The sequence below is a fragment of the Flavobacterium humi genome, assembly GCF_004745595.1.
Lineage (GTDB): Bacteria > Bacteroidota > Bacteroidia > Flavobacteriales > Flavobacteriaceae > Flavobacterium > Flavobacterium humi.
The window spans coordinates 309209-324973 of record NZ_SRLH01000003.1 but is presented as its reverse complement, the minus strand read 5'-3'; the positions used below and the strand labels follow the sequence as shown (position 1 = coordinate 324973).

The window sequence follows — 15765 nt, the reverse complement described above, 5'->3', positions numbered from 1 at the left end:
TAAATTAATGGCTTTTTTTCGGGCTTTTCAGGATAGAATAAACGGTAATCCCAAAACCGATCAGTACTACTGTTGGTGCCAAACGGATTCTTCGGAAACTGAAAATATCTTCATTGAAAACATTCGGATCCTGGCTTCCACCGCCTGACATCAGGATAAACCCTATAGCAATCACGGCAATACCTATCAGAAGGATTTTATAATTTACTTTTTCAAAAAGAAATTCTTGTTGTGCTTTGTTTTCCATGTTGTCTGTTTTTACAATCAACGCCGATGCTTAACCGCATCAACCGTTATATTTAATATAAATCGTCGGTTCTTAAATTTAAAAAACGCTGCGTGGCAAAATACGTACTCAGCAAAGTGATCAAAACCCCTGCGGCAAAAACCCCGAGCAGGATAGCGCCAATGATGAGTTTATCGTTCAGGATGCCCAAAGTAGGATAGGAAGAGTCCACATAATACAATACACCCAATAAGGAAACTATTGCTAATCCGGCACCGATCATGCCTAATTTTACACTTCTCCAGATAAAAGGCTTTCGGATAAAAGCTTTGGTGGCTCCTACCATTTGCATTGTTTTGATGATAAAACGGTTGGCATAAATGGAAAGGCGCATCGAGCTGTTAATCAGCAAAACCGCAATTACCGCCAGGAACCCACTTACCACAAGGATCCAGAAACTCACTTCTTTGATATTATCGTTTACCAGGCTGACCATTTTCTTGTCATAACCCACATCGGCAATCATTGGGTTTTCGCGTAGCTTTCTTTCGATTTTTTCTACGCTGTCGGCTACTACATAATTGGCTTTCAGGTGAATGTCATACGAATTGAAAAGCGGGTTGGTCCCTAAAAACTTCATAAAATCTTCACCAATATCCGCACTGTGTATTTTAGCCGCTTCTTCTTTGGAAACGTATTTGTAGCTTTTGGCATATTTGGCGGTTTTGAGCTCTTCCGCAAATTTTGTCAGTGTCGAATCCTGGGCTTCGTTTTTGAAGAAAACGGTCATCGCAATCCCTTCTTTGAAGTCGTCTGCCAATTTTTTCGAATTTACAATAAAAAGACCCAATATCCCCAGTAAAAACAATACCAGAAATACACTCACCACCACCGAAAAATAAGACGTAATCAGTCTGCGTTTTTGAAATTTATCAAAAGAAGAACTCATAGGAACAAAATTATTGGGTAAAAATAACAAAGTATTTCTTTATTTAAAGTTAATAACGTCCAAAGTTTCCTGTTTCTTATAATAAATGTAAATTTGCCACAGATTTTTGAGTTGACAGTGAGCGCTTAACAGCAGGAAGCATTTTCGCTTTTTATCCGTACCGCAAAGCTGCAACCCGTAAACCCTATACTAGAAAATGAAATACAATCCGAACGAAATCGAAGCCAATTGGCAGCAATATTGGGCTGAAAACCAGACTTTCGCCGCTGAAAACAATTCAGTCACCCAAGGCGGAGCCGAACTGAGCGAAGCCAAACCTAAATATTATGTTTTGGACATGTTTCCGTATCCGTCAGGAGCGGGTTTGCACGTTGGGCATCCGCTGGGCTATATCGCTTCAGATATTGTAGCGCGGTACAAAAGGCACCAGGGCTTCAACGTCCTGCATCCGCAAGGATATGATTCTTTCGGTTTGCCGGCAGAACAATATGCCATCCAAACCGGCCAGCATCCGGATACGACCACAAAAGAAAACATCGCCCGTTACCGTGAGCAATTGGACAAAATCGGTTTTTCTTTTGACTGGAGCCGCGAAGTACGCACTTCAAATGCGGATTATTACAAGCACACGCAATGGATTTTTATCCAATTGTTCAATTCCTGGTATAACAAAAATACAGATAAGGCTGAAGATATCGCTTCTTTGGTTTCCCTTTTCGAAACCGAAGGCAATGCCAATGTAAATGCGGTTTGTGATGATAATATCGTTGCTTTTTCGGCTTCGCAATGGAACGCTTTTTCCAAAGAAGAACAGGAAAGAATCCTATTGCAATACCGATTGACCTATTTGGCGGAGACCGAAGTGAACTGGTGCCCGGCTTTGGGAACGGTATTGGCCAATGACGAAATTGTCAATGGCGTTTCAGAAAGAGGAGGCCATCCGGTTATCCGTAAGAAAATGACCCAATGGAGCATGCGGATTTCCGCCTATGCCGAAAGATTGCTACAAGGACTCGATACGATTGACTGGAGCGAAAGCATCAAGGAATCGCAACGCAACTGGATTGGTAAATCAGTAGGCGCTTCGGTAACGTTCAACCTGAAAGGGCATAACGATGCAATAGAAGTATTTACAACACGTCCTGATACTATTTTCGGGGTAACTTTTATGACTTTGGCCCCGGAACACGAATTGGTGGCCAAAATCACTACGCCAGAGCAAAAGCAAGCTGTGGAAAATTATATCGAGGCAACTGCCAAACGTTCCGAAAGAGAGCGAATGGCTGATGTAAAGACCATTTCAGGAGTATTTACCGGCGCTTATGCCGAACATCCGTTTACCAAAGAACCTATTCCGGTCTGGATCGGGGATTATGTTTTGGCCGGATACGGAACCGGTGCTGTCATGGCCGTGCCTTGCGGTGATGAAAGGGATTATGCGTTTGCGAATTTCTTCAAAGGACAGGATGGCATGCAGGAGATCAAGAATATTTTTGAAGGAATCGATATTTCCGAAAAAGCCTTTGACGACAAAAACACAACCATCATAGCCAATTCAGATTTCTTGAACGGCTTGAATTATAAAGAAGCCACTAAAAAAATCATTGCCGAACTTGAAGCGATCGGGCAAGGAAAAGGCAAAACCAATTACCGCTTGCGTGATGCGGTTTTTTCCCGTCAAAGATACTGGGGAGAGCCATTCCCGGTCTATTATGTGAAAGGTTTGCCACAAATGATCGAAGCAAAACATTTGCCGATCGTATTGCCGGAAGTCGAAAAATACCTGCCAACAGAAGACGGCCAGCCACCTTTAGGAAACGCTACCGATTGGGCCTGGAACACAACAACAAACGAAGTAGTCAGCAATGACCTCATCGATAATGTAACGGTTTTTCCATTAGAATTGAATACGATGCCGGGCTGGGCGGGAAGTTCCTGGTACTGGATGCGTTATATGGATGCCCATAATGACACCGAATTCGCCTCTGCGGAAGCGCTACAATATTGGGAAAACGTTGACTTGTACATCGGCGGAAGCGAACACGCCACAGGCCATTTGCTGTATTCCCGTTTTTGGAACAAATTCCTGAAAGACAGAGGGTATGCTCCAACTGAAGAGCCGTTTAAGAAACTGATCAACCAGGGAATGATTTTGGGGATGAGTGCTATTGTTTATAGGGTTTCTGGGACTAAAAAATATGTTTCAAAAAATCTGAAGTCGGAATATGAGACTGAAGAAATTAGAGTTGACGTTAATTTTGTCAATTCTTCTGATGAAATAGATTTAGAGAAACTTAGAAATTGGATTCCGGAATTTAAAGATGCCGAATTCATTTTGGAGAACGGCAAATACATCGTTGGGCGTGAAGTTGAAAAAATGTCTAAAAGATGGTATAACGTAGTAAACCCGGACGATATTTGTAACGAATACGGCGCCGATACGCTGCGATTGTACGAAATGTTCCTCGGGCCGCTCGAACAGGCAAAACCTTGGAATACAGCCGGAATTACAGGGGTTTTCGGGTTCCTGAAAAAATTATGGCGTTTGTATTTTGACGATAATGGTTTGATTGTAACCGATAACGAACCGTCAAAAGACAGCCTGAAAACCTTACACAAAACCATCAAGAAAGTAGCGGACGATATCGAGAATTTCTCTTTCAATACTTCCGTGTCGCAGTTTATGATTTGTGTGAATGAGCTTTCAACCCAGAATTGTCACGAAAGAGCGATTTTAGAGCCATTAGCGATTATTCTTTCCCCGTATGCACCGCATATTGCCGAAGAATTATGGAAACAATTGGGTCATGAAGGATCCATTTCAAAAGTGCCGTTCCCGGTATTCGAGGCGCAGCATTTGGTAGAAAGCGACAAGGAATATCCGGTTTCCTTCAATGGGAAAACACGTTTCACCATCAATTTGCCACTCGACCTGACACCGGCGCAAATTGAGGAAATCGTAATGAAGGATGAAAGGACAATAATACAACTGGCGGGCAACCAGCCTAAAAAAGTGATTATCGTTCCTGGAAAAATCATCAATCTGGTAGGATAATTTTCCTACTTTTCAAATAAGAATATAAAATCCCGGGTTTCAGTATCCGGGATTTTTTTGTTTAAACAACACAAGCACGAGTGCCAATCTGTCATTTTTTTAAAATGGCGCGTAAATTGCGGGATATTTTATAACTTTAAACGTCAAATTTAAAACAAGGAAATATGGGAATGGGTTATTTAATATTGGCCGGGGCAATTATGCTGGCCAGCTGGTTGGTAAGTGCAAGGCTGAAAAGCAAATTTGAACATTATTCCAGGCTGCAATTGCAAAATGGCATGTCGGGAAAAGAAATCGCCGAAAAAATGCTTGCCGATAATGGCATCCGGGACGTGCAGGTCATCTCCACACCGGGCCAGTTGACAGATCATTACAATCCGGCAAACAAAACCGTTAATTTAAGCGAAGCCGTTTATAATCAAAGAAATGCAGCTGCTGCTGCCGTAGCGGCACACGAATGCGGGCACGCCGTACAACATGCCGTAGGATACGAGTGGCTGACCATGCGTTCCAAGCTTGTGCCTTTTGTCAGTGTGGCTTCCAATTACATGCAGTGGATTCTGCTGGCTGGGATATTGACCATCAGGATTTTCCCGGGTTTATTGCTAATCGGGATTTTGGTTTTTGCGGCCACAACCTTATTTTCAATCATTACTTTACCGGTCGAATACGATGCCAGCAACAGGGCTTTGGCGTGGCTGGAGAACAAGCACATGCTCAACCAGGCGGAGCAAGCCGGTGCCAAAGACGCACTCAAATGGGCGGCCAGGACGTATGTGGTAGCCGCTTTAGGATCTATCGCGACACTCATGTATTACATCTCGATTTACAATAACAGGAGATAAAAAGTAGAATAAAATAGAATCCGTTTCGAAAGAAGCGGATTTTTTTTTTTGAGCAGGAAGCCCGCTTTTCAGTTCTTCATACTTCCCGCTCTCGCCTTTATCCCGCTCCGTTGCACTCCGCGGGGATACCGGCTCCATCGGGGCTAAAAAGACGTCAGGCTGTCCATCAAATCATAAGCAGTCCTGTTACAATTGTATCTGCCGTTCAATCTGTTGGTCCAGCGAAATAAAGGTTTCGGTCCTGGAAACACCTTCAATAGCCTGGATTTTAGTGTTGAGCAAATTCATCAGGTGTTCATTATCCCTGCAGATTATCTTAATCAGGATAGACCAATTTCCGGTAGTATAATGACATTCCAAAACTTCCGGTATTTTTTTCAATTCCCGGACCGCTTCCGGATTCCGGGCAGCCTTATCTAGGTAAATTCCTACAAAAGCCATGGTGCTGTACCCTAAAACCTTATTATTAACAATAAATTTTGAGCCCGAAATTACCTTGGCTTCTTCGAGCTTTCGCAGCCGCTGATGTATTGCTGCGCCTGAGATTCCAATTTTATTGGCAATCTGCAGGATCGGTTTTCGGGCATCTTCCATCAGGTAGCGCAGAATCTCTTTATCGATGCCGTCTATTTCAATTTGTAATTGGTTTACTTTCATTTGAGGTGAATTTGGAACATAAATATACGCTTTTCTGATAAATAGAAACAAAAACCAAGAATTAATAAGAAAAATTCTAAAATTTTGAATAAACAATAATTTTATTAGCTTAGCGTTTCATTATCAACCTACTATGTTTAACCCTCAAATCTCTAAAAATGAAAAGCAATGCAATCCAAAGGTTGCAGATGGCGGTATTACTGCTATTTGCCATGACCGCTTCCCCCGCGCAGGAATCAGCACTTTCCAAAAACAAAATTGCAGGACAGTTTGACTATATCCTGGATAAATCCGAAAGCTACAGGGATCTGAAAATAGTCAAGACAAAATGGATCCAGAACCTCAAACAAAGCATAACCCAGTCTTACGGAGCAGTCGAGAGCCAGTTGCTGGAAACCAAGACAATTGCCAGCCGGCAGGAAGCAGAAATTGCACAGCTGCAATCCGAACTTAAAAAAACGAGCGCTTCCCTTTCCGAATATACAAATTCGGGGCCTACCGTTACTTTTTTGGGCATAACCTTCAACCAATACGTTTTTGCCACACTTTTCAGTATTATTTTTTTCGGTTCTTTAATGTCTTTTGCCTTTTTTGCCATACGATTCAACAAAGCGAATGCCATTACCCGGCACGCCAAAAGCGTTTTGTCCGAATTGGAGGAAGAATACCAGGAATACAAGCGCAGGGCCATAGAACGCGAACAGAAAGTAAGCCGGCAGCTGCAGGACGAAATCAACAAGCAGAAACAATTCACGGAAATGAAAGTGTCCTAACATAAAAAAAGCCCTGTCTCCATAGAAACAGGGCTTTTACAATTAATGGTGTAAGTATTAATTATAGCCTTTGTAAGGGACTTCCTTTTCATGGAAAATCACTCCGTATTGCTCCAATTCCTTCAAAATAGGTTCGTATACTTCCTTTTTGATAGGCAATTGTACGCCAGGGGTTTTTATATTTCCGTTTAAGATCTGCAGGGTCGCCATGGCAACAGGCAGGCCTACGGTTTTGGCCATTGCCGTATAGGTTTGGTCGTCACCGATGCAGACCATCGTAGAATCAATTTGTTTTCTTTCTCCGTTAAGCTCGTACCCGAACTTGTGGTACATCACGATCATGTCTTTGTCTTCGGGTTGCAATGACCAACTGTCTGTTAGTATTTTTTCAAGGATCTGGGCCGGTGTGGCATTTTTGAGGCCTATGGTTTTATTTGGGTTGAATAAATCCAATTCGACTAATTTATCCCACATGACATCATCCTGGTCGATTTTCAGTTGATGGCGTAGTTTGATTTCCACAGAATCCGTAGCGTGGTATGGCAAAAACAAATTCACAAAACCTCTGTAGCTCATGTTTTCGGAATCGTCAATGATGTAGGTGTCGTCGGTCATTCCCAGCTGGACAAACATGTCCCATGCTTTGGAATACCCTACCCGGCGGATAGTTCCCCTGAAAACGGTCAGGGCATCGTCCAATCCGTATACGCTTCGGTATTTTAAGGAATCCCTGTTGGCATAGCCTTCAAAACGCCCGTATCCTTCTACTTCCAAAAATTCGGTCCTGCGGAATAATTTGTGGTACGGAATGTATTTGTAAGTGCCTTCCTGGATGAATTTCGCAGCACCGCCTTGCCCGGCCAGGACAACATTCCTAGGCGCCCACGTGAATTTGTAATTCCAAAGGTTGTTATCGGATTCCGGAGCGACCAATCCGCCGCAAAAGGATTCAAACAGGATGATTTTCCCACCCAAATGCCTTATTTCGTCGAGGATCTTCATGGCACTCATATGGTCGATTCCCGGATCAAGCCCCACTTCGTTCATGAACACCAGGTTGTTTTCTTTGGCGGCAGCGTCCAAATCCTGCATCGCGTCACTGATGTACGAAGCGGTCACCATGTGTTTCTTGAAAGCAATGCAATCTTTTGCAACTTCAAGGTGCATGTGGGCCGGCAACATCGAAATCACGATATCGGCTTTGCGTATTTCTTCCCCGCGCTGTTCCTGATTGTGGATGTCCAGGGCGATTGCGGTAGCATTTTTATGGTTTTTGGTTTTCCTTTGGGCCAATTCCAAAGACAAATCCCCGATAGTCAGGTGCAGGTTTTCGCTTTCGGATTTTTCCAAAAGGTATTTTATAAGTGATGAGGCCGAACGCCCGGCTCCAATAATCAATACATTTCTCATGTTGTTTTTATAAAAAATCACACAAATGTAGTAAAATGTTATATTTTATTGCAGAAATGTTTTTAAAGTTCTAAAATCCTGCATCATGTAGTATCTTTGGCTAAAAACATTGATGGAAAAGAAAATCATACTTACAGCATTGTGCTTCGGTTTTGTGTCGATAGTTTTGGGCGCTTTCGGAGCGCATGCTTTAAAGAAAATACTCGATGCAGATCAGCTGTCTTCCTTTGAAGTAGGCGTGAGGTATATGATGTACCACGCTTTGTTCCTGCTGTTCGTCGGGACAACACAGCTGCTGTTGCCGGAGCAGAAAACGATTGTTTATTATCTGACGGTGCTTGGGACGCTGTTTTTTTCGGTCTCTATTTTCCTACTTTCGACAAGCAAAGCCACGGGGATGAGTTTTAAATATCTTGGCCCGGTGACTCCTATTGGCGGGTTATTGCTAATTATCTCGTGGTCAATGGTTTTTTACTATGTAATCACAAAAAAGGCATAATCTGTGAAGCATTTAAAATAAATTTATACTTTTGCCCTTATAGTAGTACACAACACATCTAAATTATTTTATGGAAGCATACACCCCAGCTACGAAATCGATTTCGTTAGAAAAATACGGAATTAAAGACGTTAAAGAAATTGTATATAATCCGTCATTCGATTTATTATATCAGGAAGAATTGAAGCCTTCTTTGCAAGGTTTCGAAAAAGGCCAGTTAACCGAGCTTGGTGCGGTAAACGTAATGACAGGCGAATTTACAGGCCGTTCCCCTAAAGACAAGTACATTGTAAAAGACGCGGTAACAGAAAACACTATCTGGTGGACTTCTGACAAGGCTGTAAACGACAACAAACCCATTTCACAGGATACCTGGAATGCCCTAAAAGAAACGACAGTTAAAGAATTGTCCGGAAAAAGGCTTTTTGTGGTAGATACTTTCTGCGGAGCCAACGAAAACACAAGGCTGAAAGTACGTTTTATCGTTGAGGTGGCCTGGCAGGCGCATTTTGTGAAAAACATGTTCATCCGTCCGACCGATGCCGAATTGGCCACTTACGGAGAGCCAGATTTTGTGGTGATGAACGGATCCAAAACAAGCTTTAAAGACTATGCGGCACACGGATTGAATTCCGATGTATATATCGCGTTCAATTTGACCGAGAAAATCCAATTGATCGGAGGAACATGGTACGGCGGTGAAATGAAAAAAGGGTTGTTCTCTATGATGAACTATTACCTTCCGTTACAAGGAATGGCATCCATGCACTGTTCTGCCAATAAAGGGAAAGACGGTGATGTTGCTGTTTTCTTCGGATTATCCGGTACAGGGAAAACCACTTTGTCTACAGATCCTAAACGTGAACTTATCGGTGATGACGAGCACGGATGGGACAACGATGGTGTTTTCAACTTTGAAGGCGGATGCTATGCCAAAACCATCGACTTAAGCAAAGAAAACGAGCCGGATATCTTCAATGCGATCCGTAAAGACGCTTTATTGGAAAACGTTACTGTAGATGCAGACGGTAAAATAGATTTCAAAGACGGTTCGGTAACCCAAAACACAAGGGTTTCTTATCCGATCAACCATATTGACAATATTGTAAGGCCGGTATCCAAAGCAGGACATGCCACAAAGGTTATTTTCCTGACAGCAGATGCTTTTGGTGTAATGCCACCGGTATCCAAACTGACTCCCGAGCAAACCAAATATTTTTTCTTATCCGGATTTACTGCAAAACTGGCAGGGACAGAGCGCGGCGTTACTAAACCGGAGCCTACGTTCTCCGCTTGTTTCGGTAAAGCGTTCTTATGCCTTCACCCAACGAAATACGGTGAGGAATTGGTAAAGAAAATGGAAGAACATAACGCTACTGCTTACATGGTAAACACAGGATGGAACGGTACCGGGAAACGTATTTCGATAAAAGATACCCGTGCGATCATTGACAGGATCCTTGACGGTTCTTTGGAAAATGCAGATACCCAAATCGTACCTATTTTCAACCTGGAAATACCTACGGCACTAGAAGGGGTGAATACTGAAATATTGGATCCGAGGAATACCTATGCTGATGCTGCCGAATGGACTGCAAAAGCGGAAGACCTTGCCGGAAGATTTATCCAGAATTTTGTTCAGTATACCGATAATGAAGAAGGAAAAAACCTGGTAAAAGCTGGGCCTCAATTATAAGACTTATTAATTCAAAAATAGAAAGAGTTGCGAAAGCAGCTCTTTTTTTTATGGCGTATGTTCGAGGCTTTGGATGAATTTTTCGAAGAGCTGTATGGTCTTTTCGTTGATTTCCTGGTAGCTTAGGCGGTCCTTGGTCTGATAGAAAAACATAAAAACATAAGGCTCTCCCATCTTGTCCAGCAGCAGATGCTTGTTCAGGCGGTAGGTTTCGCGCAGCACCCTTTTGAAATAATTGCGGTCTACGGCTTTTTTGAAGTACTTTTTAGAAACGGAAACCCCCATTTTGATCCTTTCCCCTTTTTCAAGGGACATTGGGGCGTATACTAACCTCAACGGATATTTGGATACGGATTTGCCTTCGGAAAAAAGGAAATCGATACTGGTTTTGCTCTTGAGCTTTTCGTGTTTTGGGTAGGTGTTCTTCATTTCGGGGGTAAAGATACGAAGTTGGAGGTCGAAATGAAAATGAAGTTGGGTTTCGCTTTTGAATGGGGTTTGCACTATGCATATTGCAATTGGAATGCTTTTTTGGCCGCAGATTGAAATGCTTTGCATGGATTGTTGAGACGGGGATATTTGGGCTGTATTTTATTTTGAATGTACTTCAGAAGCACTTTAACGGCATTTGTATGGCGCTTTAGCATACTATATCCATACTATATCCATACTACATCCATACTACATCCTGCACTTTAAGCACACTTTGATAGAATTTTAATAGGACTTTGACCGCAGGAAATTACGGCATAATCCCGGCTAGCTTCCTAATTATATAAAATACTATATTACAATGGGTTATGTTTCTATAAAGTTTGTAAGTTTTGTGCTGTTTTTGCCTATAAACCACTGAAAAACAGAAAATTCCGATAAAAATATTTTGTAAGAATATTCAGAATAAACTTTTTTGGTTTACTTTTATCGCTAACAACCTTAAAACCAATTTAGTATGAATGCATTTAAACAAGCAAGCCTCCTGTTCGTGATGGCAGGAGCCTCCTTTATGTCGGCGCGAGCCCAAACTTCGGGGACAAGCGGGTCCGGTGCCAACATTGATGTGAAGCACCACAATGTGTATTGGCGGATCAATCCTGATTCGACCAAATACATCCGGGGCACGGTAACGACCAAATTCCTGACCAAAACAGCTAACGTTAGTACTATTACTTTCGATTTGAACAAAACCTCTTTTAACAATACCGGATTGGTCGTGAAGTACCATGGGGCTACTGTTTCCAAATCGTTTCCGTCCAGCGGGAATGTCAATTTGCTGACTATTACCTTACCGGCTCCTTTGGCCAACAATGTATTGGATTCTGTAACGATTTCCTACAGGGGTGTGCCGCCGGCCGCAAGCGGGGAAGCTTTGGGATACCAAAAAACGTCTTTTAACGGCAGCAATTACATCTACACACTCTCCGAATCGTACGAAGACAAAGACTGGTGGCCGTGCAAGGCGGACATGCAGGACAAAGTGGAAACAATGGATATTACGGTAAGTACGCCTTCGGCTTTTAAAGTGGCCACACAAGGAAAATTGTTCAAGACCGTTGTGAGCGGGAGCAGTACCAAATATACCTATAGGCACCAGTATCCGGTGGCGTCTTACCTGGTGAGTATCTGCGTGGCTAAATTTACCGAATTCAACAGGACTCCGGTGACGATTGGCACCACAAGCGTACCGGTTATCTATCAGTTGTTCAACAGGAGTTCCTATACCTCGATACTCAATGCCCTGGATTTCTGTAAATTGGAACTGCAGTTGTTTACGTCCAAGTTTGGGGATTATCCTTTTAAGAATGAAAAATTCGGGGTGTATGAATTTGGCTTTGCCGGAGGAATGGAACATCAAACCAACATCGGCTTGAGTTCCGGAGGACTGACCAGCTGGTCTACTATTGCCCATGAAGTGGCCCACCAATGGTTTGGCGATGCTGTTACGTGCAAAACCTGGAACAGTTTGTGGCTCAACGAAGGGTTTGCTTCCTACATGGAAGTGCTTGCGGCAGAACAAATCCCGTCTTTGGGGCAAAGTGCTTTGTCGAGAAGGAGTTCGATGAAGAGTTCGGCCAGGACCACAACAGTGCCGGTTTACATTGCCAATGTAAGCAATTCGAATACCGTCTGGACTGGTGCGAACACTACTGCGGTGTATGATCGCGGCGGAATGATCGTGTCGATGCTAAGAACGGTTTCCGGGGATACCAAATTCTTTGAAGCCACCCGGAATTATATTGCCGATCCTAACCTGGCGTATCAATCTGCCAATACGGATAATTTGAGGCAGCATTTTGAGACAGCGCTTGGAGGAGCTAACCTCAGCGGTTTTTTTGCCGATTGGGTCAATGGCGTGGGAACACCGAGTTATAGCGTGGAATGGAATAATGTAGGGACAAACATTACTTTGAAACTAACCCAGACCAGAAGCAGCAATTCGAATGTGGCGTATTTCAGGATGCCGGTAGCGATCAGGGTTAAAAGCGCCTCAGGATCGGTCCAGAATATTGTTTTGTATGACAACGCCGGGAATTTGTCTGTTGCCGGAAACGGAACAATAGGAGCCGGGACCGGGACCAATAAAATTACCGTTAGTTTGCCTTTTACCCCGAGTACCGTCCAGTTTGACCCGGACAATGTAACGATAGCTACTGGGACTGTTACTTTTAATTCGGCACTTACACAGAGGCCTTCCGCGGATACCGCTGCTGCGAAGGAGATGGATGCTGTTTTCAGCACAGTTGTTTACCCGAATCCGAGTACCAGTGAATTTAACGCCCACTTTGTGTCCTTGGACCAAACGACACCGGTGGTGATGGATATCGTGAACGAACTGGGACAGATTGTGGCCCATAAGGAAAAAATGGCGCCTACTGAAGCCATTTCCTTCGGAAGCGATTTGCCGGGTGGGATTTATATTGTGCATTTCAGCCAGGGAACCCAGCAGTTTTCGGCTAGAATCATCAAGCAGTAAAAAATAGCCGGTACAAAAGGCGGTAATCATTGCGGTTACCGCCTTTTTTATCGGTATGGAAAGTTTTGAAATTTGCCGTAAACCTCTTATTATTACTATATTGGCACTTTTTTTGTGATAAAATCCGTAACTTTAAAGAATAAAATGTATTACTTGAATTACGAGAAAGATGAAAAAACGATATAGCGCAGGGTTGCTCCTGATGATGGTTTTGGTGGGCTTTTTGGCTTCCTGCGACAGAAGCATCAACCGTTTCCAGGAAAAACAACAGGTAACAGATGTGGAAAAAGCACGTATGGACCGGGTGATTGCCATTGATGATTCTATTGGTAAAATCCGGAACAAGGAATGCAAAAAACTTCCGTTAAGCCAGACCATTACGAATTATACAGGAAAAATGAAACAGATTGACCTGGAGGGATGCCCGAAGGAATTTTCCAAATCGTTTAACGAACATATCCGTTCGTGGGAAAATTTAACGCAGGTGACCGACAAATACCCGGATATGCGCGGGGAAATGCACGATTTGTTCAAGAAACTGGAGAAAAGCCAGGATTCGGCAGTGTTTAAAAAACTGAAAAACGATGTCTGGGATACCTGGGATGTGATTGAAATCAAGTCGAAGTAAGGAGGAACTGCCCTATTCCCGATAGGATTGAAATGAAAATACGATATAAAACTGCCTTTGTCACAAAAGGCAGTTTTTTATTTGTGCTTGACCAGTTTTTTGGCAATTTCGTCCAAAGATTCGCGGTTTTCATCCACATACAGCAAGCCGGCCTGGATGAGTTCGAAAATGTTCTTCCGGGTGGTATCATCCATTTCCGGGGACGCATTTTTCAAATCGGGCATGATGCGGTAATAGTTCTTTTGGTTCCTCGGGCCTAAGGTTTCGTACATTTTAGTGAGCAGGTAATCAACTGTTTCGGCATTGGCGGTCAGTAAAATATCAATTAGCGGGCTGATCCATTTGATTTTCCCGGCATTCTCAAACTCTTTAAACGAATAGGGTTTTAGAACCTGTCCTGTCCCGATGGAAATGATAATCATGTCGTTAACACTTGGGTAATCGATTTTTTCCGGATCGTTGAGTTCTTTGCTAAAGGCAATCTTCCGGGCTTCCGCGTAAGCGCAAAGGGCAGGGTTGTTGGCATACACGCCGCCATCAATAAGTGTGAATTCCTGCTGGTAGAGCGATTTGATTTTGGCCGGTTCGAAATAGGTCGGGGCTGCGCTGGTGGCCCGGCAGACATCCTTGACGTAAAAATTCTCCAAAGGGGAATCGGCTTCATGGCTGCAGAAAAACTTCGCCTTGCGTGAATTGATGTCATACGACGTGATCAGGCAGGGTTTTACGAGGTCTTTCAGTTCCAGGGTGCCGAATACCTCACTGAGTTGTTTTTCGAGGCTCTTTTGGGAGATTTTTTCGTTGAACAATCCAAAAGGGTTGAGTACCTGGTTCCAGAAGGAAACGTTGAAAATCGTGTCTCCTTTTTTGGCATAGAGGTCCAGGGCGGTTTCCACCGAAAATTTGGAACGTTTGGAATTGTCGGGATACAAAACCAGAGCAGCCAGGATCCCGCCGGTACTGCTTCCGGCCACCAGGTCGAAATAATCCCCGAGCTTGGCATCGGGATGATCCAGCTTTTGCAATTGCTCTTCGATGTATTTGAGGATGACACAGGAGATGATACCCCGGATCCCTCCGCCATCAAGGCTTAATATTCTTATTTTTTTAGGCATCGTATTGTTTTTTCAGGATACAGTATCCGTTAGTGTCTTGTTTTAGGGTGATGAGGTCTCGCCAATTGTTGCGGCCCCGTTTGTCGAAATGTGAGAGGTCCTTGAATTCTTTCCAGTTCCCGCCCCATTCCCAACCAAATTTCGCAAAAATTTTCACACATTCGTACCAGTCTGCGATTTTGTCGTTGTCCCAGTCCCGGGCGGTGTCCCAGGAAGCTGTTTTACCGTCAATAATGAGGCAGATGTCTACGGCGAATCCGTAATTGTGGATGGATTCGCCCGGTTTTGCGTTGGTGAGCTTCCTGCCGGGCTTTGTCCTTCCCTGCGCATAGAGGATTTCCTGCTCCTTGAAAGAGCGGAATCCTTGGGTGATCCGGACTTTGGCCCTGCCTTTGAGGGCGAAGTTGCAGACTTGGATAATCTGGCTGGCTTCCAAACGTACGGAAGGATGCAGGGTTGAGATTTGGGTTAACGTGTATTTGTCCATGATTATATTCATATATTAATAGTACAAATATAAAGAAAATAATCTTATAAAACAAATATATTAGATGAAAATAATCTAACAAATATAATGTTGTAGATAAAAGAAACCCCAACTATTTGTTGGGGTTTTGAGGTTGTTAGACGCGAATTACAAATCCGCGCTATCGGGACAAAATTTATTCTTCCCATTCTTCTGCATAGCCATGAGGAGTTGTTGTAAATAAAATCTCTCCAGTTTCAGCATCTACAGTAATAAAATGAAGAATAGGATCTGTATATCCTTCTAGTTTACAAGTTACCGTGAATATATCCTTTTTTTGCTCTTCAAATTTGCCATAGTTAATATATTTTTGTTCTTCAAAATTGACTCTATCAGAAACTACTTCAATATATTCTCTATTTTTTTTCGAGATATACTTTTTAACGTTTTCTATTGCCTGCTCCTTTGTAATCAT

General features: G+C 43.1%; 15 protein-coding genes. 7 read left to right on the top strand and 8 right to left on the bottom strand.

All coding sequences use genetic code 11. The features are described from left to right. Positions 1-4: 4 nt before the first annotated feature. Together E4635_RS06770 and E4635_RS06765 are read right to left on the bottom strand one after the other, a co-directional pair. Positions 5-247: a DUF3098 domain-containing protein gene (locus tag E4635_RS06770; RefSeq protein ID WP_135525870.1), complete on the bottom strand. Its 243-nt coding sequence runs from the start codon at positions 245-247 to the stop codon at positions 5-7. Positions 248-299: 52 nt separating this feature from the next. Continuing rightward, positions 300-1175 (bottom strand): cell division protein FtsX, encoded by an 876-nt coding sequence (locus E4635_RS06765; protein ID WP_135525869.1) that lies wholly within the window; start codon positions 1173-1175, stop codon positions 300-302. Positions 1176-1371: 196 nt separating this feature from the next. Here E4635_RS06765 and leuS point away from each other — a divergent pair, with 196 nt between their 5' ends. Beyond that, entirely contained in the window at positions 1372-4230 is a 2859-nt protein-coding gene (leuS, locus tag E4635_RS06760) for a leucine--tRNA ligase (protein WP_135525868.1), read from the top strand. Between the two features lie 164 nt (positions 4231-4394). Next, complete coding sequence (locus tag E4635_RS06755; RefSeq protein WP_135525867.1) at positions 4395-5075, top strand: zinc metallopeptidase; 681 nt, start codon at positions 4395-4397, stop codon at positions 5073-5075. Between the two features lie 186 nt (positions 5076-5261). On the opposite strand, the gene E4635_RS06750 is transcribed toward E4635_RS06755, so the two are convergent. After that, complete coding sequence (locus E4635_RS06750; RefSeq protein WP_135525866.1) at positions 5262-5732, bottom strand: Lrp/AsnC family transcriptional regulator; 471 nt, start codon at positions 5730-5732, stop codon at positions 5262-5264. A 158-nt stretch (positions 5733-5890) separates the two neighbouring features. On the opposite strand from E4635_RS06750, the gene E4635_RS06745 reads away from it, so the two are divergent. Continuing rightward, entirely contained in the window at positions 5891-6505 is a 615-nt protein-coding gene (locus E4635_RS06745) for a hypothetical protein (RefSeq protein ID WP_135525865.1), read from the top strand. A gap of 57 nt (positions 6506-6562) precedes the next feature. On the opposite strand, the gene E4635_RS06740 is transcribed toward E4635_RS06745, so the two are convergent. Then, positions 6563-7915 (bottom strand): saccharopine dehydrogenase family protein, encoded by a 1353-nt coding sequence (locus E4635_RS06740; RefSeq protein ID WP_135525864.1) that lies wholly within the window; start codon positions 7913-7915, stop codon positions 6563-6565. Positions 7916-8027: 112 nt separating this feature from the next. On the opposite strand from E4635_RS06740, the gene E4635_RS06735 reads away from it, so the two are divergent. Both E4635_RS06735 and pckA read left to right on the top strand, forming a co-directional pair. Then, positions 8028-8414, top strand: coding sequence for a DUF423 domain-containing protein (locus E4635_RS06735; protein ID WP_135525863.1), 387 nt, complete (start codon positions 8028-8030; stop codon positions 8412-8414). 70 nt (positions 8415-8484) lie between these two features. After that, positions 8485-10110, top strand: coding sequence for a phosphoenolpyruvate carboxykinase (ATP) (pckA, locus tag E4635_RS06730; RefSeq protein ID WP_135525862.1), 1626 nt, complete (start codon positions 8485-8487; stop codon positions 10108-10110). A 48-nt stretch (positions 10111-10158) separates the two neighbouring features. Here the strand turns inward: pckA and rnpA are convergent, their stop codons facing one another. After that, a complete protein-coding gene (gene rnpA, locus E4635_RS06725) occupies positions 10159-10539 on the bottom strand; it encodes a ribonuclease P protein component (RefSeq protein ID WP_135525861.1) in 381 nt (126 codons plus the stop codon). Positions 10540-11059: 520 nt separating this feature from the next. Between rnpA and E4635_RS06720 the strand changes: the two genes are divergently transcribed. Next, complete coding sequence (locus E4635_RS06720; RefSeq protein ID WP_135525860.1) at positions 11060-13081, top strand: M1 family aminopeptidase; 2022 nt, start codon at positions 11060-11062, stop codon at positions 13079-13081. 169 nt (positions 13082-13250) lie between these two features. Then, positions 13251-13709 (top strand): hypothetical protein, encoded by a 459-nt coding sequence (locus E4635_RS06715; RefSeq protein WP_135525859.1) that lies wholly within the window; start codon positions 13251-13253, stop codon positions 13707-13709. Positions 13710-13786: 77 nt separating this feature from the next. Here the strand turns inward: E4635_RS06715 and E4635_RS06710 are convergent, their stop codons facing one another. From E4635_RS06710 to E4635_RS06700, 3 genes are all read right to left on the bottom strand, one after another. Next, a complete protein-coding gene (locus tag E4635_RS06710) occupies positions 13787-14824 on the bottom strand; it encodes a patatin-like phospholipase family protein (RefSeq protein WP_135525858.1) in 1038 nt (345 codons plus the stop codon). After that, complete coding sequence (locus tag E4635_RS06705; RefSeq protein ID WP_135526021.1) at positions 14817-15311, bottom strand: M15 family metallopeptidase; 495 nt, start codon at positions 15309-15311, stop codon at positions 14817-14819. Before E4635_RS06705 ends, E4635_RS06710 begins: the two co-directional genes overlap by 8 nt. A gap of 175 nt (positions 15312-15486) precedes the next feature. Next, on the bottom strand, positions 15487-15765 hold the full coding sequence (locus E4635_RS06700) for a hypothetical protein (protein WP_135525857.1): 279 nt from the start codon (positions 15763-15765) through the stop codon (positions 15487-15489).